General features: G+C 66.2%; 23 protein-coding genes. 10 read left to right on the top strand and 13 right to left on the bottom strand.

Annotated elements, in window-relative coordinates; genetic code table 11:
- The first annotated feature begins 2 nt into the window (after positions 1 to 2).
- Both FIV34_RS07265 and FIV34_RS07260 read left to right on the top strand, forming a co-directional pair.
- Positions 3 to 893 (top strand): LysR family transcriptional regulator, encoded by an 891-nt coding sequence (locus tag FIV34_RS07265; RefSeq protein ID WP_211352722.1) that lies wholly within the window; start codon positions 3 to 5, stop codon positions 891 to 893.
- 64 nt (positions 894 to 957) lie between these two features.
- On the top strand, positions 958 to 1,476 hold the full coding sequence (locus FIV34_RS07260) for a type II toxin-antitoxin system PemK/MazF family toxin (protein ID WP_139981088.1): 519 nt from the start codon (positions 958 to 960) through the stop codon (positions 1,474 to 1,476).
- Between the two features lie 176 nt (positions 1,477 to 1,652).
- On the opposite strand, the gene FIV34_RS07255 is transcribed toward FIV34_RS07260, so the two are convergent.
- The 11 genes from FIV34_RS07255 to FIV34_RS07205 all read right to left on the bottom strand — a co-directional run bounded on the left by FIV34_RS07255 (position 1,653) and on the right by FIV34_RS07205 (position 12,410).
- Entirely contained in the window at positions 1,653 to 2,876 is a 1,224-nt protein-coding gene (locus FIV34_RS07255; protein WP_246058774.1) for an MFS transporter, read from the bottom strand.
- A gap of 656 nt (positions 2,877 to 3,532) precedes the next feature.
- Positions 3,533 to 4,063, bottom strand: coding sequence for a hypothetical protein (locus tag FIV34_RS07250; RefSeq protein ID WP_139981086.1), 531 nt, complete (start codon positions 4,061 to 4,063; stop codon positions 3,533 to 3,535).
- Positions 4,064 to 4,069: 6 nt separating this feature from the next.
- The gene (locus FIV34_RS07245; protein WP_139981084.1) at positions 4,070 to 4,777 is read right to left on the bottom strand and encodes a hypothetical protein; all 708 of its coding nucleotides are present in this window, start codon (positions 4,775 to 4,777) and stop codon (positions 4,070 to 4,072) included.
- A 170-nt stretch (positions 4,778 to 4,947) separates the two neighbouring features.
- Complete coding sequence (locus FIV34_RS07240; RefSeq protein ID WP_139981082.1) at positions 4,948 to 5,400, bottom strand: hypothetical protein; 453 nt, start codon at positions 5,398 to 5,400, stop codon at positions 4,948 to 4,950.
- 54 nt (positions 5,401 to 5,454) lie between these two features.
- Entirely contained in the window at positions 5,455 to 6,423 is a 969-nt protein-coding gene (locus FIV34_RS07235; RefSeq protein WP_139981080.1) for a multidrug resistance efflux transporter family protein, read from the bottom strand.
- Between the two features lie 55 nt (positions 6,424 to 6,478).
- Positions 6,479 to 6,817 (bottom strand): hypothetical protein, encoded by a 339-nt coding sequence (locus tag FIV34_RS07230; RefSeq protein ID WP_139981078.1) that lies wholly within the window; start codon positions 6,815 to 6,817, stop codon positions 6,479 to 6,481.
- 69 nt (positions 6,818 to 6,886) lie between these two features.
- The gene (locus tag FIV34_RS07225) at positions 6,887 to 7,234 is read right to left on the bottom strand and encodes a hypothetical protein (protein ID WP_139981076.1); all 348 of its coding nucleotides are present in this window, start codon (positions 7,232 to 7,234) and stop codon (positions 6,887 to 6,889) included.
- Positions 7,235 to 7,346: 112 nt separating this feature from the next.
- A complete protein-coding gene (locus FIV34_RS07220) occupies positions 7,347 to 7,790 on the bottom strand; it encodes a nuclear transport factor 2 family protein (RefSeq protein ID WP_139981074.1) in 444 nt (147 codons plus the stop codon).
- A 98-nt stretch (positions 7,791 to 7,888) separates the two neighbouring features.
- Positions 7,889 to 9,592: a single-stranded-DNA-specific exonuclease RecJ gene (gene recJ / locus FIV34_RS07215; protein ID WP_139981072.1), complete on the bottom strand. Its 1,704-nt coding sequence runs from the start codon at positions 9,590 to 9,592 to the stop codon at positions 7,889 to 7,891.
- Positions 9,589 to 10,515 carry a phosphoglycerate mutase gene (locus tag FIV34_RS07210; protein ID WP_139981070.1) on the bottom strand — a complete coding sequence of 309 codons (927 nt, stop codon included), beginning with the start codon at positions 10,513 to 10,515 and terminating at the stop codon, positions 9,589 to 9,591. The genes recJ and FIV34_RS07210 overlap by 4 nt, the downstream gene beginning before the upstream one ends.
- Positions 10,516 to 10,517: 2 nt before the next feature.
- Positions 10,518 to 12,410, bottom strand: coding sequence for an ABC-F family ATP-binding cassette domain-containing protein (locus FIV34_RS07205; RefSeq protein WP_139981068.1), 1,893 nt, complete (start codon positions 12,408 to 12,410; stop codon positions 10,518 to 10,520).
- A 177-nt stretch (positions 12,411 to 12,587) separates the two neighbouring features.
- On the opposite strand from FIV34_RS07205, the gene FIV34_RS07200 reads away from it, so the two are divergent.
- The 6 genes from FIV34_RS07200 (at position 12,588) to FIV34_RS07175 (ending at position 17,003) form a co-directional block, all read left to right on the top strand.
- Positions 12,588 to 12,929 carry a hypothetical protein gene (locus FIV34_RS07200; RefSeq protein ID WP_139981066.1) on the top strand — a complete coding sequence of 114 codons (342 nt, stop codon included), beginning with the start codon at positions 12,588 to 12,590 and terminating at the stop codon, positions 12,927 to 12,929.
- 66 nt (positions 12,930 to 12,995) lie between these two features.
- The gene (locus FIV34_RS07195; protein ID WP_139981064.1) at positions 12,996 to 14,033 is read left to right on the top strand and encodes an agmatine deiminase family protein; all 1,038 of its coding nucleotides are present in this window, start codon (positions 12,996 to 12,998) and stop codon (positions 14,031 to 14,033) included.
- Positions 14,034 to 14,052: 19 nt separating this feature from the next.
- On the top strand, positions 14,053 to 14,943 hold the full coding sequence (locus FIV34_RS07190; RefSeq protein WP_139981062.1) for a carbon-nitrogen hydrolase: 891 nt from the start codon (positions 14,053 to 14,055) through the stop codon (positions 14,941 to 14,943).
- A gap of 22 nt (positions 14,944 to 14,965) precedes the next feature.
- Positions 14,966 to 16,201: a TraB/GumN family protein gene (locus FIV34_RS07185; RefSeq protein ID WP_139981060.1), complete on the top strand. Its 1,236-nt coding sequence runs from the start codon at positions 14,966 to 14,968 to the stop codon at positions 16,199 to 16,201.
- Positions 16,202 to 16,299: 98 nt separating this feature from the next.
- On the top strand, positions 16,300 to 16,635 hold the full coding sequence (locus FIV34_RS07180; protein WP_139981058.1) for a c-type cytochrome: 336 nt from the start codon (positions 16,300 to 16,302) through the stop codon (positions 16,633 to 16,635).
- Between the two features lie 14 nt (positions 16,636 to 16,649).
- Positions 16,650 to 17,003 carry a c-type cytochrome gene (locus FIV34_RS07175; RefSeq protein ID WP_342777384.1) on the top strand — a complete coding sequence of 118 codons (354 nt, stop codon included), beginning with the start codon at positions 16,650 to 16,652 and terminating at the stop codon, positions 17,001 to 17,003.
- Here FIV34_RS07175 and FIV34_RS07170 read toward each other — a convergent pair.
- Complete coding sequence (locus tag FIV34_RS07170) at positions 17,000 to 17,593, bottom strand: NfuA family Fe-S biogenesis protein (RefSeq protein ID WP_139981056.1); 594 nt, start codon at positions 17,591 to 17,593, stop codon at positions 17,000 to 17,002. The genes FIV34_RS07175 and FIV34_RS07170 overlap by 4 nt on opposite strands.
- Positions 17,594 to 17,736: 143 nt before the next feature.
- On the opposite strand from FIV34_RS07170, the gene FIV34_RS07165 reads away from it, so the two are divergent.
- Positions 17,737 to 18,078: a 4a-hydroxytetrahydrobiopterin dehydratase gene (locus FIV34_RS07165; RefSeq protein WP_139981054.1), complete on the top strand. Its 342-nt coding sequence runs from the start codon at positions 17,737 to 17,739 to the stop codon at positions 18,076 to 18,078.
- A gap of 1 nt (position 18,079) precedes the next feature.
- On the top strand, positions 18,080 to 19,474 hold the full coding sequence (locus FIV34_RS07160; RefSeq protein ID WP_139981052.1) for a CPBP family glutamic-type intramembrane protease: 1,395 nt from the start codon (positions 18,080 to 18,082) through the stop codon (positions 19,472 to 19,474).
- A gap of 16 nt (positions 19,475 to 19,490) precedes the next feature.
- Here the strand turns inward: FIV34_RS07160 and FIV34_RS07155 are convergent, their stop codons facing one another.
- Positions 19,491 to 20,438: an RluA family pseudouridine synthase gene (locus FIV34_RS07155; RefSeq protein WP_139981050.1), complete on the bottom strand. Its 948-nt coding sequence runs from the start codon at positions 20,436 to 20,438 to the stop codon at positions 19,491 to 19,493.
- Between the last annotated feature and the right edge of the window lie 145 nt (positions 20,439 to 20,583).

Here is a 20,583-nt window from a genome sequence, read left to right as displayed (position 1 = left end):
GCATGGTCATCGAGCTACGGCACCTGCGTTATTTCATCGCCGTCGCCGACGAGCTGCATTTCAGCCGTGCCGCCGAGCGGCTGGGGATCTCCCAGCCGCCGCTCAGCCAGCAGATCCGTGACCTCGAAGCGCAGCTCGGGCTGCGCTTGCTACGCCGGACCAACCGGCGCGTCGAACTGACCGATGCCGGCCGCGTTTACCTCGATGCCGCGCGCGACATCATCGAGCGCGTGGAAAACGCCGGCGACATGGCACGCCGCGCCGAACGCGGCGAGATCGGCGAACTGCATGTCGGCTTCACCCAGAGCACGCCGTTGATCGCGCGGTTCCCGCGGGCCGTGCGTGCGTTCCGCGAGGCCTACCCTGCCGTGCGCCTGGTGTTGAAGGAACACAACACCCTGCAGCAGATTGAGCGCCTTCTCGAAGGCACGCAGCAGGTGGGACTCATCCGCGGCACGGAGCTTCCGCCGCCCCTCGTGGCACGCAAGCTCGTCGACGATCCGCTGGTGGCGGTGTTGCGCGCGGATCATCCGCTGGCGAAGGGCCGCCGTCCGCGCGTGCGTGTCGAGCAACTCGCCGCCGAACCCTTCGTCGTCTTCAGCCGCAACGCGGGCACCGGCGTCGCCGCCCAGGTACAGCTCATGTGCCGCAACGCCGGCTTCGCCCCGCGCATCGCGCAGGAAGCCGGCGAATCCGCCACCATGGTCGGCCTCGTCGCCGCCGGCCTCGGCGTCGCCGTGCTGCCGGAATCCATGCGCCTGCTGCATGTCGAAGGCGTCACCTACGTCCCGATCGATTCGCCGGATGCGGCAAGCGCCTTGCACCTCGTGCACCGCCGCTCTGATACATCGCCGCTGGTGAAGGCCTTTATGCAGTTGATGCTGAGGGCTTGAGGCGTCGCTTCATGTTGGATAGATATACTTGCCGGCCACCTACAACGAAGCAAGGACGCTTCGCATGCCGATCAGCAACAAACCTAAGCCGGGTGAGATTCTCATCTGTCATTTCCCCACGGATCAAAGCGAACTCGTCGACGGCGAAATGACGAAAGATCGCCTCGTCATCGTCATGAACAAGCCGCTGCAGGGACGAGGCAAGCTCGTCAACGTAGTGCCGATAAGCATGACGGCGCCAGAGCAGGTCATGCCCTGGCATGTCCGTGTACCCGTCGAGTGCCTGCCGGCGGCGGCGCAACACCGCAGCGGTGAACGTTGGGCAAAGTGCGACATGATCTCAACCGTAGGCTGGGGACGCCTCAATCGCTACGAGGCGCCGATGAGGAGTGGCCGACGGGTCTTTCAGGACGGTCGCACAGACATGGCGACGTACGTTGCGGTGAAGAAGGCGCTTGCGACTGTTCTCAATATTGACGCAAGCCTCTTCCGCCCTGCTTCCACTGAAGTAATCCAGACAGATGACAGGGCAACTGGCGCCGTAGCGAGCAGCGATGCACCAAACACGGTCAGCGCTGACTAGCGTCTAGCCGCATGGTTTGACAGCGAATCCGCTTGCCCATAGATTCCACCCTGTCGGAAACATACGACCTCCAAGTCTGCAGTCAGACCTCTTGAAGGTGGCAATTGCAGCAGGAACGAAGGCGCTGACGAGCCTTCAATCCTAGCCAGGGCCCCGGGCTAATCCCCGGGGCCTCGTCATTTCTGGGGCTTCAGTAAGCGCAGCTTGAGCGAGATCGCGAAGCCGGCGATGACCAACGCTGCCACGTACGTCGCCACGCCCGCCCAGCTGAAGTGCGTCCAGGCCAGGCCGCCCACCGAGCCCGCAATGCTGGAGCCCATGTAGTACGAGAACAGGTACATCGACGAGGCATGCGCCTTGGCGCCGTTCGCGCGCAGGCCCACCCAGCCGCTGGCGATGGAGTGGCCGCCGAAGAAGCCGAACGTGATCAGCGCGATGCCTGCCACGATGGCCGGCAGTGATGTGCTGGCCGTAAGCGCCACGCCGGCGAGCATCAACACCAGTGCCGTCCACATCACCTTGCCACGACCGAGCTTGCCAGCCAGCGATCCCATCCACGCCGATGCGCCGACGCCGATCAGGTACACCATGAAAATGGCACCGACGTGTGATTGCGACAGTGAAAACGGCGGCGCCAGCAGGCGATACGACACGTAGTTGTAGATGGTGACGAACGCACCCATCAGCAGGAACCCTTCGGCGAACAGCCAGGGCAGCCCCTTGTCCTTCAGCAGGGTGCCGAAGACGGGCAGCAACGCGCGCGGCTGGGCACGGCGTTTCTCAAAGTGCAGGGACGGCGGAAGGCCCTTGGCGACGAGGAACGCGGCAAGCAGGCCAAGCGCGCCAATGACGGCGACGGCAACGCGCCACGACGCATGGTCAGCGGTGAAGCCTGAAATCAGCCGGCCGCTCATGCCGCCAATCGCGTTGCCGCCGATGTAGAGGCCCATCGCGAAACCTAGCGATTCCCCGTGCACTTCTTCGCTGAGGTAGGTCATCGCCACCGCAGGTAGGCCCGCCAGCGTCACGCCGAGCAAGGCGCGCGCCGCAAGCAGCAAGGTCCAGCTCGGCGACACCGCCGTCAGCAGCACCAGCAGCGACGAGGCCAGCAGCGATGCCAGCATGATGGGCTTGCGACCGAACGCGTCGGAGATGACGCCGGCGAACAGCATGCCCACCGCCATCACCGCCGTGGTCAGCGACAGTGACAGCGAACTGGTGGCCGCATCCACGCCAAAGTCGCGAGACAGCGCCGGCATCAGCGGCTGCACGCAATACAGCAGGCCGAATGTCGCGAAACCCGAGGAGAACAAGGCGAGATTGGTGCGCCGGAACGCCGGCGTGCCGTGGCGAATACGCCGATCGAGCACCGCCGGCGTAGCGGGTGACGAGCCGTCCACGAGGGACCTCCAGGGAATGAGCCAGTGTGCCTAGGCTAGACCCTGAATTGAGACGAATCGATACCGCTGGACGTTTCGTTCAATACCTAAAACGTCTCAATCATTCGCTATCGCAGCTCTCGAAAGCGAACATGCCAACATCAGTCCTTCCCGACCCGGGACCCGGCAGATACGTCCCCATTTGCGGGAGAAAAATGTAATGAGGCGCCCTGTCGCCTGGCACAGGATAATCCTGAATCAGCACATGATTCTCGTCCCAGGCAAAGTAGTTCTCAAGCGCTTGAAGCGGTCCGTCAGCATGCGGCACCTCCCATAGGGACCAGGACGGGGTAGACCTGCTCGTGCTTTCCATCAGATAAATGCGCCTGCTCGACCCCTGATCGAACAGGAACCAGTCCTCAAGAAAGGCCGCACTTTCGTTCGATGGAAAAAACGGTATCCGGAGGTGAAGCGCCGCGCGCCGTCTCTTCGAGGGGCCCAAAGGACTTTCGACATCCACAAACGACGCCGTCGCCTCATAGATGGGCACCGTGTAGCGATAGTGTGCTTTCTCGACGGGGCAAGCGAAAATACCTTCCACCCACGTTAAAAGCAGGACCGACGCGCCTGCAAATATTCGAACGGATCGATGTCGAACCCGATGGATGGGGAGATAATTAGTTTTTTTCACAACCGCTAAGCTCAAACACTCCCTCACCAAACGACACGTCGTCAACGTTGCTCAGCGCCGTGGCAAGACTAGGCAGGAAGAGATACGCGGGAGCCGAACCGCCCCACACTGGAACCTCGGCGCTCGACTGATGCGCCAGGTTCCACACATAGAGTTTGCCTACCTGGCTAAGGTCTACATCACGCTCCTGCAAGCGTTGCTTTGGTCGAGGGGAACCATGGGGGTCATCCAGCTTCTGCAGGTTGATGTGCTGACTTTTTCCTTCCGAGAGGCCATACAACACGGTTAGGTACTGATCCCGAGCTCTCCGATCCAAGCGCGTCGTCTTCGACACGTCGATCCGAAGAGCGATTGCAGCATCCCCCCTCTCGGCGCCCTTACGAGCAACGAATCGAGCAACGCTCGGGCCTTTAGAGGCCGTATACCGATAGCGAGCGTCCCCGAGCCGGCATCCCAGGCAGTCGTCAACGAACGCGCAGAGAATCGCAAGGACGACGAGAGAGGAAGATTTTTTCATGCGTGCTTATTCAGCGTGGAGCGACAGGATCAGCCACTTGTCTCGAAACGAGGCCAGAGCCTCCTGAGTCTCGCCGTTCGTTTCGAAAGTCTGCGGCCTTGATTGCCCCTGCTTGTGATTGGCGTAGGCATATTCGGGGAAGGTCATGGATCTGGAGATCTTTCCCTCAGCAAGGTGCTGTGTGTACCGATGACGAAAATACTCAACTCGGTCATACATGGCCGAGACCTGGTCGGACGTGCTCTCTCGATTCAGATGTTTGTAGTGATCAGACCAGGTACCTCTCGTGAACTGGAACACGCCAAAGGCACTTGATTCAGGGTTCGTATTCTTGATCCCGAAGGAGCTTTCCTGAAATGCAGTGACCGCGACGATACTCATCGTCTCTTCCGAAACAGCCAGTCCGAACCCGTAGTCGATGATCTGGTTCAGTAACGCCTCTTGTGAGGGTCCAAGGCGCATTTGAAGGCTGTAGCGGCGGCCACCCGGCGTGGTGAATTTGTAAGCACCACGCTGGTATGGCGTTAAACGTGCGCCCGGGCTCGAACCCATACCCGGGACAGGGCCAATGTGCCCTGGCGGTGCAGGTGGGCGCGGTGCGGGCGGGCGCGGCGCGGGATCACGCGGCCGGTTTTCCCTCACCGGAACTGCGGGTAGATCTACCGGCGGATCGATGTGATCGGGCGAATTCCTTTTCCTCGGCGGTCCTGCCATGTGCCTTCTCCATGTAAGTTGGCTCTAGCCAGCGTTAGCAATCACTCCATAGTCGTCCACGCGCTGTTCAAGACACCGGGTCTCGAGGTCAGCGGGACAGTAGCGACAGTAGTTGTTCGGCGTCGGGCTGGATGTCAGCGATTTCCGACGCTGCTTGTAGCTGATTTCGCCTATCGCAGCGAAGTTGCGCCGACTCCGTCCCACTGCACGGCGTTGCCGAGTTCTTCATCGGTCAAAGCCAGCTCCCCCGAATCACTCTCGGCATGCACCGCCACAATATGCCCCTCATGCCGCGACAGCTCACGATTCCCCGCATCCGTCACCGCCTTCGCCCGCTCGTCATCCGACGACAGCAGCACCAGCAAGGTCTTCGACCCGGCCACGAACTTCACCCCGCTCGTCGCGCCGGACCGAGCCAGCTCCGCCGACGTCAGCGGCACGGCCCGCACTTTCTCCGCCCAGCGCGGCGGTGCGACGAAGGTGTACCCCGCAGCTTCGTCACGCCACTGGAAGCGTTTCATCGGCTCGGCGGCCGGCGCTTTCTGCCCGTGGGTGCCCGGGGGCGGCTCGGCGTGGCCTGCCAGGGGCAGTGCGAGGAGAAGGAGGAAGACGGCGGTTTTCATGGCAAAGGCTCCGTTAGCGGCGCCAGCGTACGCGGCCTACCTGTTGGCGTGGCGTCAAGCGCCGCGATCGCCCAGGTCGTCGGTGTGCCCTTCCCGCCCGCTCACCCAGGCGAACAGCAAGATGCCGACGACGATCACCAGCGCGCCCACGCCCGATAGCACGCCCGGCAGGGATTCATGCAGGAAGGTGACCCCGATCACCGTGGCAAACAGCAACTCCGCCGCCTGCATCGCTTCCACCGCGGCCAGCGCCGTTGGCTGCCGGCCAACGAGCTCGGTGGCGTGGAAGAACAGCACGGTGGCAATGACGCCGGACGACAGCGCCACGCCACCGGCGAGCAGCGCCTCATGCATCGTCGGCGGCCCGATGGTCGCCCACGTCACCGCCGCGAACACGAGCCACAGCGGCCAGCTCGCCAGGGTCATCCCGAACACGCGCTGCACCGGGCCCAGCTTCGTGCCCGTGCGCTCCAGGTGGAGGAGGATCTTCCGGTTGCCCAGGGGATACGCAAACGCCGCCAGCACCACCGCACCCGCGGCAAGCCATGCGGACGCATCAAGCGAGCCGTGCGCGTTGCCGAACTGCAGCAGCATCACGCCGGCCACGATCAGCGCGCCGATACCCAACGCGCCGCCGTGCCAGCGGGCGCGCTCGTCGCGGTAGATAAACGGCGCCATCACCGGCCCCGCCAGCACGGTCATCTGGAAGCTGCCGGCGATGAGCCACGACGGCCCGCTGCTTGCCGCCCACGTCAGCGGAACACCGAACAGCACGAAGCCGACCGAACTCCACCCGAGCCACGCACGCGGGTGCGCGCGCATCTCCGCAGGCAACCGGCCCAGGCCACCCTGGAAAGGCAGCACCACCGCCAACAGGGGCAGCGTGAACAGGTAACGGAGGACCACCGCCCACTGCCAGTGGCCGCCACCACTGACGACGGCGCGGTTGAGCACATAGGTGAGCGTGAAGAACAGCGCCGACAGCAGCGCGATCGCCACGGCCTTCAGGGCGGTGGAACGCATGGGAGGCCTTGCGGGGAAAACGAACCCCGACTATGCCAGCCACGCCGGGCGTTCGTCAGCCCGCTTCGTTGAGCTCCAGGAACAGCTCCTGCAACTCGCCACCAATCGGCCGGCCATTCACCACCAGGCCCACCGAGCCCTTCACCCCCGCCACCGGGCAGCAGCCATCGGCGATACCCAGCAGGTTCGCGGTGGTTTCGACCATCACCTGGCAGACGATGTCCATCAGGGTGGCCTTGCCTTCGGCGTCAAGGTTCTGGAACAGCGACAGCGCGCGCACCCAGTGCGGGTCCACGGCTTGCTCGGGGGTCATCCTGAACAGGTCCGCGTAGACCGCGAGGTTGTCGCGAACTACGGCATCCTGCAGGGCCTGAACGAATCGTTCGGCATTCATGGGGGTGTTACCAGGGTAGGGGATGTCCCTTAGATGGAGCCGCCCGGCGCGGACTCAATCTCCCCCGAATCAGTGGTTTTCACGCGCCATTCGGCGTGGCTGCCGGGAGGCCGGCACGTAGCCCGGCCAGACGGCGTCGTAAAAGTACCGTTCCTGGGCCGTCGGCGGCTCGTACGGCCGGCTGGCGGCGGGAATCCGCTGGCGCAGGGCGGCCTCGTTGTGTTCCGCCCAGCGCATGACCATTCGCTGGATCAGTGAGACGCCACGCAAGGCTGTGCCCTGCCCGGCCCGCGGGCCGTAACGCCAGCGCACCACCCAGCGGTCGCCTTCCGGACTGACGCGGGCAAAGGCGCGCGTCGTCCCTTCCAGGATCGCGTACTGCCTTTCCCCCATTTGCACCCAGTGGATCATCGCCATGGCGGCAACGTTACGCAGGCGCCGTCTCAGATATGTGGACAGTGTGCGCGAGGTTTCTCAGGAGGTCGGGGCAAGCGACTGATTCCGCCGGGGAGCGGGCGGGTCGCCTGCCTTAGTGCGGCTTTTCCTGCACGCGCGTGTTCTGGGACGCGATGAGCTGCCATTGGCCCGCATGACGTAGCCATACGTTGGTAAACCGGATCGACATTTCGCCGTAGTGGCCCTTGTACGTACCACCGAGATGATCAACGCCTGAAACCACCGCCGTGTCGCCGCTGACCTGGATTCGCAGAGGTCCATGGTCAATGAATTTCGGCTTGATATCGCCACTCGCGAACAACGCAATGTCCTGGTCGCGGGGCACCGCATTGCCATCCATCGTGCCTATCTCCAGATCCCTGGCGTAGACGCGTTCGAGAAAGGCCGTGTCGCCATGGATGCGCGCCGTGCGCCACGCGTCCTCAAGCCGGGTGACTTCCTGCTCGGCGGAATCGGCCATGGCGAAGCATGGCAGGAGCGCCATGGAGACAACAACGATCCGGATAAGCGAATGCATGGCCCATTCCCGAGGACAAGTCGGCCGACTCTAGCCGGATATCGACGGCCAAGGGTATTGGCCATGCGGCCTGTCCTTCGGGGCATGCCGACCGGGGCTTACACCGCTTCGAGGTGCGTAATCAACAACCGCACGCTTTCCCTGCCCTGCCAGTCATTCACCGTCAGCTCGTACGCCGCGCGGAACCGTGGCGGCGGGGGCGTGCCGTCGTAGCAGCTGAACATCACGGCATCCAGTGGTGCGCCGCCCTGGGTGTGGCGCAGCTGGAAGCGGAGATGCTTCGTGCCCATCGGCTTCCACGACGCGCATTCGAAGATGTTCTCGAACAGCGGCGCGGGAAATGCCTGGCCCCACGGGCCGGCGAAGCGAAGCTGCCTGGCCAGGTCGAGGGTATGGTCGCGGTAGTCGAGTTCACCGTCGGTCTGGATGAGGGCCTGGAGGCGTTCGTCGTCGAGGTGCGCGCGGGCGATGGCGTCGAAGATCGCGGCGAAGCGCGGGAACTCGGCGGCCTGCATGCTCAGGCCCGCGGCCATCGCGTGGCCGCCGAAACGCAGGATCAGGCCAGGATGCTTCGCGTCGATTTCCGCCAGCGCATCGCGGATATGGAAGCCGGGAATCGAACGCGCGGAACCGCGCAGCTCGTCGGACTCATCACCCGCCGGCGCGAAGGCCATCACCGGACGATGCAGCTTCTCTTTCAGCTTTGACGCGACCAGGCCAACGATGCCCGGATGCCAGCCCGGATCGAACAGGGCCACGCCCACGGCATCCACGTGCGCGGCGCGCGCCACCATGGATTCCGCCTCGTCCACCATGCCCGCCTGCATCTCGCGGCGTTCCTGGTTGATGGCGCTGAGCTGCTCGGCGTAACGACGCGCGATGGCGGTGTCGTCGGTAAGCAGGCAGGCGACGCCGAGGGCCATGTCTTCGAGCCGGCCGGCGGCGTTGAGGCGCGGGCCGATGGCGAAGGCGAGGTCGGTGGCCGTCACCGTCGATACCGAGCGGTTGCTCGCTTCGATGAGCGCCGTGATGCCGGCACACGCCTTGCCGGCGCGCATGCGTTTCAGGCCCGCATCGACGAGAACACGATTGTTGTAATCCAGCGGCACCAGGTCCGCGACGGTGCCCAGCGCGACGAGATCAAGCAGTGCACTGAGGTCCGGTTCGCCATCCGGGAAGCGTCCGGCGTCGCGCATCGCAGCGCGCACGGCCAGCAGCAGGTAGAACATGACGCCCACGCCCGCCAGCGCCTTGCTGGGGAAGCCGTCGCCATGGAGGTTGGGGTTCACCATCGCATCCGCCTCGGGCAGCGTATCGCCGGGCAGATGATGGTCGGTGATCAGCACGCGCACGCCACGCGCACGCGCGGCGGCCACGCCAGCGACGCTGGCCACGCCGTTATCCACGGTAACGATGAGATCGGGCGTCGGATCGAGCGACGCCACCAGCGCTTCACTCAGGCCATAGCCATGGACGAAGCGGTTGGGCACCACGTGGCTGACGTGCGTTGCGCCAAGCAGTCGAAGGCCGCGCTCGGCCACGGCCGCGCCGGTGGCGCCATCGCAGTCGTAATCACCGGCAATGACGATGCGCTGGTGGCGGTCGATGGCGTCGATCAGCAAGGCGACGGCGCGATCCATGCCGCCCAAGAGCGCGGGCGAATGCAGACGGGCGAGGCGGTGTTCGGCGCCGTCCGGCGTGCTCACGCCGCGGGCGGCGTAGAGGCGCTGGATCACCGGGTGGATGTGCGCCGGCCAACCGTTGGGAGCGACATCGACCCGGCGCTGGCGCCAGCTTTTCATGCCCCGGCCTTGCGCCAGAAGCGCAGGCGATGCGCCTTGCGCACGACATGGCGGCGGCCGTCGGCGAAGGCGAGGCGGAGTTCGGTACCGGCTTCGAGGCGTGCCTGAAGGAAGGGCCACCAGGTGCGGTCGAAGTCGTGCGGTTGAACATCCTGCAAGTCGAGGAGTTCGGCGTGTTTGGATTCGTGCGCCGGGTGCGCGCCGGCAAGCACGCGGCGGCTCTGTACGTCGACGCCAGCTTTATGGCCCAGGGCCCAGACCAGCAGGTCGTCGCTGTAGATGCGCGACTGGCCGCATTCCACCCACTCCGGCAACGCGCCCGCGCCCCACAGCCAGACGCTGTTCACCGGCGGCAGGCCGTCACGCTGGCGCGCCGCATTGGCGGGGTGGTTATGCAGTACCACCTGCGCTTCGTTGATCAGGGCGCGCCAGCGGCGACCCTCGTCACCCTTCGGCAATTGCTCGAACAGGTCCGCGCCCAGCGCTTCCTCCGGTTCGGGGAAGGCGGGCACCTGCACGTAGCTCGGTACCTTGAGCTGCCAGTGCTGCGGGTCGCCCACGAAGAGGTTCATGCCCTCTTCCGCGAACGTCTCGCGCAGCGCATCGACCATGCTGGCCGCGTCGGCACTGCTGACGGCAAGGTTGCCGCAGCCGAGCAACCGCGCACCGCTGAGTTCGGGTTGCACCCATGCGGGGTCCGCGCAAACCCACTGCCCATCGCCCGCATCACCGGCAACGCTCTGGCGAATCAGCGCGGCGGCGGGCAGCGGGCCGTCCGGCCAGCGGAAGCATTCCGAGAGCGCGTGCAGGTAGCCGGGCGTCGCCGTGGGCAACGCGGTGCCGCGGGCCATCCACTGGTTGAACGCCTCGACAAAGCTGAGCTTGTCGCGTCCGGGCAGCAGCACATTCAGCACGGTGGCCATGCTCAGGCCTCGATCTGCTCGAGCAGTTCCATCCATTCGAACTCGAGCGATTCCTTCTCGCCGCGCAGTTCGGCCTGGCGCTGGCCAAGGCGTGCCAGCTCGGCGGTAGGACCGCCATAGACGGCCGGATCGGCGAGCTTCGACTCGATGCCCTGCAGTTCCTTGTCCATGCCCTCGACCAGCGATTCGATTTTCTTCACGCGGGCACGCACCACTTTCTCCTTCTCGCGATCCTCGTTGGAGAGCTTGCGCTTCTCCTTCGCGTTGTTCTCCTTTACCGGCGCATCCTGCGGCGCCGACGCGACGGCGGCGGTCTTGCGCGTGGTGGCGCGCGTGCGCAGCCACTTGGCGTAGTCGTCGAGGTCGCCGTCGAACGGGCTGACGTCGCCATCGGCCACGCGCCAGAACTCGTCGCAGACCATGCCGAGCAGGTGGCGGTCATGCGAGACGAGGACGAGCGCGCCGTCGAAGTCCGACAGCGCATCGGCCAGCGCTTCGCGCATGTCCAGGTCAAGATGGTTGGTCGGCTCGTCGAGCAGCAGGAGGTTCGGCTTGTCCCACGCGATCAGCGCCAGCGCCAGGCGCGCGCGCTCGCCGCCAGAGAACGCATCGACATGCTCGAACACGCGGTCGGCGGGGAAATTCCACGTGCCCAGGTAGTCACGCAGCACCTGCTGGCCGGCGTTCGGCGCCTTTTCCTGCAGGTGGTCGAACGCGCTCCAGCCGTCGTGCAGGCTCTCCACCGTGTGCTGGGCGAAGTAGCCGATCTTCGTGTCCTTGTGGAACGCGCGCTCGCCGGCCATCGGCTCAAGCTCACCCACCAGCGACTTCACCATGGTGGACTTACCCGCGCCGTTCGGGCCGAGCAGGCCGATGCGATCGCCGGTTTCCAGGCCGAAGGCGATGTCCTTCAGCACCACGCGATCGCCATAACCGGCATCCACGTGGTCCAGGCGCAGCATGGACGTGGGCAGGCGGTCCGGCTTGGGGAAGCTGAAGCTGAAGGGACGCTCGGCGCGGACGGCCTCGGTCCCGCTCATCTTTTCCAGGCGTTTCATGCGCGACTGCGCCTGCTTGGCCTTGCTGGCCTTGGCCTTGAAGCGGTCGATGAAGGACTGCAGGTGCGCACGCTCCGCCTGTTCGCGCACGTGCGCGATCTGCTGCTGGCGCAGGTGTTCGGCACGCTGGCGCTCGAACTGCGAGTAGTTGCCGGTGTACAGCTTCGCGGTGCCGTCGTGCAGGTGCATCGTGTGCGTGGTGACCGCGTCGAGGAACTCGCGGTCATGCGAAATGATCAGCAGCGTGCCCTGGTAGCGGCGCAGCCATTCTTCCAGCCAGAGCACGGCATCGAGGTCGAGATGGTTGGTAGGCTCATCGAGCAGCAGCAGGTCGGACGGCGCCATCAGCGCGCGAGCCAGGTTCAGGCGCACGCGCCAGCCACCGGAGAACGAGGCCACGGCTTGCTCGTGGGTATCCGGCGAGAAACCCAGGCCGTGCAGCAGGCGGCCAGCGCGGGCGCGGCCGTCGTACCCGTTGACCTCTTCGATGCGCAGGTGGGCCATGGCCACGGCTTCGAGATCCCCGGAGTCATACGCATCCTGCTCGGCTTTCAGGGCCGCGGCCACTTCCACGTCCCCGCCCAGCACGTAGTCGATCGCGGCATCGGGCAGCGCCGGGGTTTCCTGGGCCACCGAGGCCATGCGTACCTTCGACGGCATGTCGAGGTCGCCCTTCTCGGGCTCCAGCTCGCCCTTGAGCGCGGCGAACAGGGTGGATTTGCCACAGCCGTTGCGGCCGATGACGGCCAGGCTCCATCCGGTCTGGATGGTGAGGTCCATGTTATCGAGCAGGGTACGGGTGCCCCGGCGCAGGGCGAGACGACGAAACGAGATCATGGCGGGCCAGAGAAGGCGAAAGGCGACTGCACATGATAGCTGCCCCGCCCCTCCCGCGTCGCCCGAATGCGACGTGGGGCACAGCCGTGAAGGCCGCCACGCCCCGCCCATGGCGCCTTGTCGGGCGATCTGTTAAAACGCTGTCCTGCGCCGCATGGGGAGCGCGACGGAGCCATCATGAACACCTTCAAGCCTGTTTTCACCGCGATCGCCCTGGCCATCGTGTCCGTGGCCGTGGCCCCGGCCGCCCGCGCGGGCGACACCCTCCTGATGCAGCGCGTGCAGCAGGAAAAGGCCATGAGCCTGCCCCAGAAGGGCATGAGCATGGCCGACGTGGAGCGCCGTTTCGGTGCACCCACCTCCAAACTGGACTCCCGCGGGGGCGGTAGCGCGAAGCAGCCGGTGATCAATCGCTGGATGTATCCGGGCTACATCGTCTACTTCGAGCGCAGCCACGTGATCCACACGGTGCTCAATACGCCGGCGGGCAACAACACCAACCCGCAAAGCCCGAAGTAAGCCGGTCGGGCAACGGTCATCGGGAAGCCCTACAATAGAGGGCTTCCCCGGACTTCCCTGCCCGCCATGACCCACACCGTTTCTTACCGTCTTCCCGCCGAATGGGAGCCGCAAGCCGGCGTCCTTATCGCCTGGCCGCACGCGGACACCGACTGGGCCGACCGCCTGGCCGCGGTGGAGACCACGTACGTGGCGCTGGCGGCGGCGGTCACCCGCTTTGAACCGCTGCACATCATCGTGGCCGACGGCGAGCTGCGCGAGCGTGCGCGCCTGGCCATCGAAGAGGCCGGCGCCGACATGGCGCGCGTGCACTTCATCGAACTGCCCTACGACGACACCTGGCTGCGCGACTCCGGCCCGATCACCCTGACCGGCCCGGACGGCGTGCTCCTCAACGATTACCGCTTCACCGGCTGGGGCGGCAAGTTCGGCGCCGAGCAGGACGACGCGATCATCGCCGGCCTGCTCCAGCGCGGCGTGCTCTCGGGCCTGCCGCACAAGCGCATCGACTGGGCGCTGGAAGGCGGCGGTATCGAAAGCGACGGCAAGGGCACCATCCTCACCACGTGGAAGTGCCTGGTCCAGCGCCACCCGGACCTCTCGCGCGAATCCATGACCGACATCCTGGCCTCCACGCTGCACGCGGACCGCGTGCTGTGGCTGGAGCACGGTTACCTTGAAGGCGACGACACCGACGCCCATATCGATACGCTCGCGCGCTTCAGCCCGGACGGCGGCATCGTCTACCAGGCCTGCGACGACGCCAGCGACCTGCATTTCGAGGAACTGGGCCAGATGGCCGCGGAACTTGCCGAACTGCGTTCGCCGGAAGGCAAGCCGTACCCGTTGCACCCCTTGCCCTGGGCCCAGCCGATCGTCGACGAAGGACGCCGCCTCGCGGCCTCCTACGCGAACTACCTGATCGTCAACGGCGCGGTGCTGGTGCCGGCGTATGGCGACCGCGTCGACGCGGAAGCGGCCCGGATCATCGGGCTGGCCCACCCGGGCCGCGAAGTGGTGCAGGTGCCGTGCCGTCCGCTCATCTGGCAGAACGGCAGCCTGCACTGCATCACCATGCAGTTGCCCGCCGACATCGCCAAGTAACGTTCGAGGAAAGCCCACCATGACCCGCAAGACCCTCAAGGTCGCCCTCCTCCAGGAAACCGACCGTGGCAGCCGCGACGCCAACCTCGATGCGATCGAGGCGGGCCTGCGCGAGGCCGCCAAGGCCGGTGCCGAGCTGGTGCTCCTGCAGGAGCTGCACAACGGCCCGTACTTCTGCCAGCGCGAAAGCGTCGACGTGTTCGACCTGGCGGAAACCATCCCGGGCCCGGGCACGGACCGCATCGGCAAGCTGGCCGAGGAGCTGAAGCTCGTCGTCATCGCGTCCATCTTCGAAAAGCGCGCCACCGGCCTGTACCACAACACCGCCGTGGTCTTTGACCGTTCCGCCGTCATCGCGGGCAAGTACCGCAAGATGCACATCCCGGACGATCCAGCGTTCTACGAGAAGTTCTATTTCACCCCTGGCGACCTGGGCTTCGATCCGATCCAGACCTCGGTCGGCAAGCTCGGCGTGCTCGTCTGCTGGGACCAGTGGTACCCGGAAGCCGCGCGCCTGATGGCGCTGGCCGGCGCGGACCTGCTGTTCTACCCGACGGCGATTGGCTGGGACCCGAACGACGACGACGCCGAGAAGGCTCGCCAGCGCGAGGCATGGATTACCGTGCAGCGCGGCCACGCCGTAGCCAACGGCCTGCCCCTGCTGTCGTGCAACCGCACCGGTTACGAGGCCGATCCGTCCAACGTCGGCAGCGGCATCCAGTTCTGGGGTTCCAGCTTCGTCGCCGGGCCGCAGGGTGAGTTCCTGGCCCAGGCCGGCACCGATGGCCGCGAGCTGCTCATCGTGGATGTCGACATGGAGCGCAGCGAGCACGTGCGCCGCATCTGGCCGTTCCTGCGCGACCGCCGCATCGACGCCTACGGCGACCTCACCAAGCGTTACCGCGACTAACCCCCAAGGACACCCCACGCGCATGCAGCCTGCCGAGCACGACGCCGCACTTCCCCAGGCCCTGGAAGGCCAGCCCATCGAGCGCATGACGCGTGACGGGGTCGATTACGTCATCCTTGGCACCGCGCATGTCTCGCGGGTGAGCGTCGAGGCGGTGAACACGCTGCTCGCCACCGAGCACTTCGATGCCGTCGCCGTGGAGCTGTGCGCCAGCCGCGCGCACGGCATCCGCGACCCGGAAGCATTCAAGCAGATGGACCTGTTCCAGGTCATCCGCCAGGGCAAGGCCGGCATGGTGGCGGCGAGCCTCGTGCTCGGTTCCTTCCAGAAACGCCTGGCCGCGCAGTACGGCATCGAGCCGGGCGCGGAGATGAAGGCCGCGATGGACGGCGCTGATGCCCGCGGCATTCCCGTGTGGCTGGTGGATCGCGAGGTGGGCACCACGCTCAAGCGCGCCTGGCGCAGCGTCGGCTTCTTCCAGCGCTTTGGCCTGATGGCCGGCATGCTCGGCAGCGTGTTCGAACGCGAGGACATCGCCGAAGCCGACATCGAAAAGCTGAAGCAGTCCGACCTGCTGGAAAGCGCCTTCAGCGATTTCGCGAAGGACTCGGCACCGCTGTACCGCGCGCTGATTGCCGAGCGCGACGAATTCATGGCGGCGAAGCTGCGCGAGAACGGCCACCAGATGGACCCCGCCGCCCCTAGCCGCAAGGTGCTTGTGGTGATCGGCGCCGGCCACCTGAAGGGGATGAGCGCCGAGCTCGCGAGCCAGGACGGTGACGCCCGCGGCATCGCCGACGAGCTCGCCGTGACGCCGCCCGCGGCGAAGTGGCCAAAATTCCTGGCCGTCGGCATCGTGCTGGCGATCTTCGCCGTCATTGGCTACGCGTTCTACCGCAACCCGAGCCTGGGCAAGGATGCGCTGCTGAACTGGGTACTGCTCACCGGTGGCCTTTCCGCCCTGGGCGCACTGATCGCGGGCGGGCATCCGCTGAGCATCATCGCGGCGTTTGTCGCCGGCCCGGTGAAGCCGTTCCGCCCCGGCATTCCGTCGGGTGCGGTGAGCGCGATGGTCGAGGCGTGGATCCGCAAGCCGCGCGTCGTGGACTTCGAACAGCTGCGCGACGACATCACGCACTGGACGGGCTGGTGGAAGAACCGCGTGGCCCGCACCCTGCTGAACTTCTTCCTGGTTTGCCTTGGCACGATCGTGGGCGAGTACATCGCCGGCATCCACATCATCCGCAGCCTGTTCTGACGCGCGGGACCCCACCGGTTGTCGGCCGCCGGAAGCCGCCTCTATACTCCAACGGCTGCTTTCACCCCCGGCCCCGCCCGGCACCCAGGGAACCATTGATGAAGCGTCTGTATCTGTACGGTCTGATCGCTGTAGCTATGTGCGCCACCACGGCTCACGCCGAAGGGGACAAAACCAGGGGACGCCAGCTCGTCTATACCTGCCAGGGTTGCCACGGCGTGCCGGGCTATTCCAACGTCTACCCGTCGTACCACGTGCCGCACATTGCCGGCCAGAACGAGCAGTACATCGTTAATGCGTTGAAGGATTACCAGAAGGGCTTCGCCGCGCCTGGTACGGGCCGCAGGCATCCGACGATGGGCGCGCAGGCCGAAAGCCTGTCCGACCGCGACATCGCCGATATCGCCGCCTATCTCTCCAGTCTCGCCAAGTAAGCCGCTGAGGACGCATGATGATCCGTGGGTTCACCCTGACTCTCCTCGGCGCCGCGCTGGCGCTGACCGCAACCACCTCCATGGCCAACGGCGATCCCGCCGCCGGTGCCAAGAAAATCGCCACCTGCGTGGCCTGCCACGGCAAGGACGGCAACTCGGTGGATCCGCAGTACCCGCGCCTCGCCGGCCAGTACGCCGACTACATGGCCCAGGCCCTGCACGAGTACAAGACCGGCCAGCGCGATAACCTGGTGATGAAGGGCTTCGCCGCCACGCTGTCCGACCAGGACATCGAAGACATCTCGGCCTACTTCCACACGATGCCGACGAAGCTCAGCGGCCTCGAAGGCCACGTGCAAGGCGACTAACTCGCCTTGCGCTCGAAGTAGGGCTTCTCGCCCGTTTCGTGGTCCGTGACGTCGCGTACTTCGGTCACCTCGGGAATGCGCTCGCGCAGGGTCTTCTCCACGCCGTTCTTCAGCGTGACATCGACCATGCCGCAGCCATGGCAGCCGCCGCCGAAGCGCAGCACCACCACGCCTTCCGCGGTGACTTCCACCAGCGAGATGCGCCCGCCGTGCGAGGCAATGCCCGGGGCGACTTCGGTGTCCAGCACGTACTTCACGCGCTCGACCAGGCCAGCGCCCTCGCCCGGCGCCTCGCCCTTGATCCGCGGGGCGCGGATGTTGAGCTGACTGCCCGTCGGGGTCATTTCGTAATCGATGTTGGCCGGGTCCAGCCAGGCCATGCTGTCGCCGTCGACGTACAGGTTGAATCCCTGGCACTCGATGGTCCACTCGTCGCCGGTGAGTTCCGCGGGCGTGCAGAACTCCAGCTCGCACTGCGCCGCCGGCGTACCGGCCGAGACCACGCGCAGGCGGACGCCGAGGCCGTCATCGCCCTGCTGGGCGATCAGCCGCTGGAAGTGCGCCTGGGCGCGTTCCGAGATATCGATCATGGTGGCTCCGGGAAGACATGCCGGCGCGGGGATCGCCGGGAAACAAGACCATTTTAGTACGGTTTCCATCTGGGCGCGCCCTTTTGACAATTCAACCGCGACCACGGACGCTTCCGTCCTTTCCCCCCGACAGGCTGCCCGCCATGACCCTTTCCCCGCTCGCCACCCAGCACTGCCAGCCGCGCAAGGGCGCCGACCATGCGCTGGACCGCGCGACCATCGACGGCTATCTCAAGGACCTGCCGGGCTGGACGGTGAGCGAGGACGGCAAGGCCATCGTGAAGGACTTCCCGTTCAAGGACTTCCACCACACCCTTGGCTTCATCAATGCCGTGGGTTTCATGGCCAACCAGGAAGACCACCATCCGGACCTGGAAGCGGGCTACGGCCATTGCCACATCCTGTGGTCCACCCATGACGTGGGCGGCCTCTCGCTGAACGACTTCATCTGCGCGGCGCGCGTCGAGGCCCTGCTCGACCGCTGACGTGCCCTCGCGCCGCTACCGCCTGATCGCGCTGGCGATGGCCGCCCTGGCCATCGCCGCGTTCTTCGTGTTGCCGCTCCTGGCCGCCCGGGTGGTGCGTGGCGCCCTGGAAACCGCCGGGGCCGACGACCGCGCGGCGTACGAGAGCGGCGCCTCGCCGTGGTCCTGGCGCTTTCGCAGCGACGACGACGTGGTGGCGGGTAAGGCGTTCGGCGGCGGACGGCTGGTCGCGGGCGCGCACGGACTGGACGTCGTCGCGGAGGGTGACGGCCGGGGCGAAATCGGCTTTCCGCTGACGCGCCAGGCGGACCTGCGCCGGCTGAATCTCCTGCGGATCAGCGCCACGGCGCCCGCCGGCGCCTTCGGCCTGAGCGTGCGGCCGACCCTCGCCAGCCCGCTGGTCAAGGCCAGCCTCACCTCGCTCGATGGCCCGATCCCGCTGGACCGGCTGGCCTGGCATGACAGCGTGGGTCACGATGTCGCGCCGCCCGAACGGGCCGCGATGCTGCGGCTGGCCTTCACACTACCGCCCGGAACCACCCTGACCCTGCACGGGGCCGGGCTGGCCCGGTCTGGCGGGCTCACGCCCGGTACGGGCATGCCGGTGCCTTCCGGCCTCACGGCAGAGGGGCTGCTGCACTGGCGCGACCGCCAGCGTGTAGTGGATCCGCTGGTCACGTTTGGCGCCAGGCCAGCGCCCGTCGCCCGGGCCGCCGGGTGGGCATGGGTGCCCGCGACTGCCTACCTCCTGCTTCTCGCGGGTGGTGTGGTCGCGGCGCAGCGGCGGCGCGGGAGCGCAACGCGCACCTCGGACCTGCTCGACGCCGGGCTCATCCTGCTCGGCCCGCTCTGGCTCATCGCCGGACTCGGTCTCGGCCCGCACCCTGACCTGGCAGGGGTCGTGATGTTCGCCGCCGGGGTCGCTTACGGGCTGTTCCTCACCCTGAGTCGAGCCCTGCCGGCCTGGCACTGGCGCGGCGGATGGCGGATGGCGGGCTGGCCGCTGCTGGCCATCCCGGTGGCCCTCGGCATCGCGGTGGTTGCCGGGCACGCCCCGGCGTGGCCGTCGGTGGCCCGGGCACTGCTTTATATCGGCTGGGCGTTCTTCCAGCAGTGGCTGATGCTCGCCGTCGTGGCCAGCCTGCTTGCCCGGGCCCTGCCCCGTCCCGCCGCCGTGTTGCTCACGGCGCTGGCCTTTGCCCTGCTGCACACCCCGAACGGCCTGTTGATGCAGCTGTGCTTCGTGGCTGAACTGGCCTGGGCGTGGTGGTATCTGCACCACCGCGCCCTGCTTCCGGTGGCCATCGCCCACGCGACGTGCGCCGTCCTCATGCAGGCCTGCATGGCTGGCGGGATCCTGCGCTCCCTTGAAGTGAGCGCCCGGTTCCTGTCATAGCGCCGACGGAAATGGCTTAGCTGCGCAGATTGTCGAGGAACGCCTTGAGATCGTCGGGCAACGGCACGGAAAAGTCGTAGTTCCGGCCATCCAGGTCGAAGCTCATCCGGGTGGCGTGCAGGAACATCCGCTTCAGGCCCTTGGCGCGCAGACGCTTGTTGGCCTCCTCGTCGCCGTACTTCGGGTCACCCGCGAGCGGATGGCCGGCGTACTGGGCATGCACGCGGATCTGGTGCGTGCGGCCGGTCCCGAGGGTGGCGAGCATGAGGCGGCAGCCCGGGTACTGCTCCACTTCCTGGAAGAAGGTCAGCGAGGGCTTGCCGGCATCGTCGACCCGCACCATGCGCTCACCGCCGTGCATCACGGACTTGAGCAGCGGCGCGTTCACGTCGAACTTCGCCTTCCGCGGGGTGCCGGTCATCAGGCAGAGGTACTGCTTCACCACCTGGTTCTCGCGGATCAGAGCCTGCAGGCCGGTCAGGCCGGAGCGGCTCTTGGCCAGGACGAGGACGCCGCTGGTGTCGCGGTCCAGCCGGTGGACCAGTTCCAGGTGTTCGTTGGGGCGCGCGGCACGGAGCAGCTCGATGGCCCCGTGGCTGACGCCGCTGCCGCCATGGGCGGCAATGCCGACGGGTTTGTCGATAACGAGGAAGTGTTTGTCCTCGAAAATGACGGCATCGACCACGGACTTGACCATCCCGGCCGGTGCGACGGTCTCATCCCGCTCTGCGATGCGCATCGGCGGGATGCGCAACATATCCCCGGCCACCAGCCGGGTATCCGGCTTGGCGCGCTTGCCATTAATACGCACCTGGCCCGTTCTCAGGATCCGGTAGACCAGGCTGCGGGGAATGCCCTTGCACAGGGTGATCAGGGCGTTATCCACGCGCTGGCCGTCCCTCTCGGGGCCGATTTCGACCAGCCGCACACCTTGGCCGCCGTCGAGGGAAGTTACCGTCTGCATTGATAAAACTCGAAATTGATAGGATACTCGCTGAGCGCCAGGCTCCGCTTAAGACTTAATCCGTAGCGGGGTGCCGGTTCCGTCGCGTAAGGCGAGTGTCGCGCCATCCCATCCGAGGGGTTGGGAGGCGAAAGACACCCTATAT

The sequence above is a fragment of the Luteibacter pinisoli genome (assembly GCF_006385595.1).
GTDB classification, from domain to species: domain Bacteria; phylum Pseudomonadota; class Gammaproteobacteria; order Xanthomonadales; family Rhodanobacteraceae; genus Luteibacter; species Luteibacter pinisoli.
The sequence above is the reverse complement of the archived record's forward strand: the minus strand, read 5'-3'. Positions and strand labels throughout refer to the sequence as shown.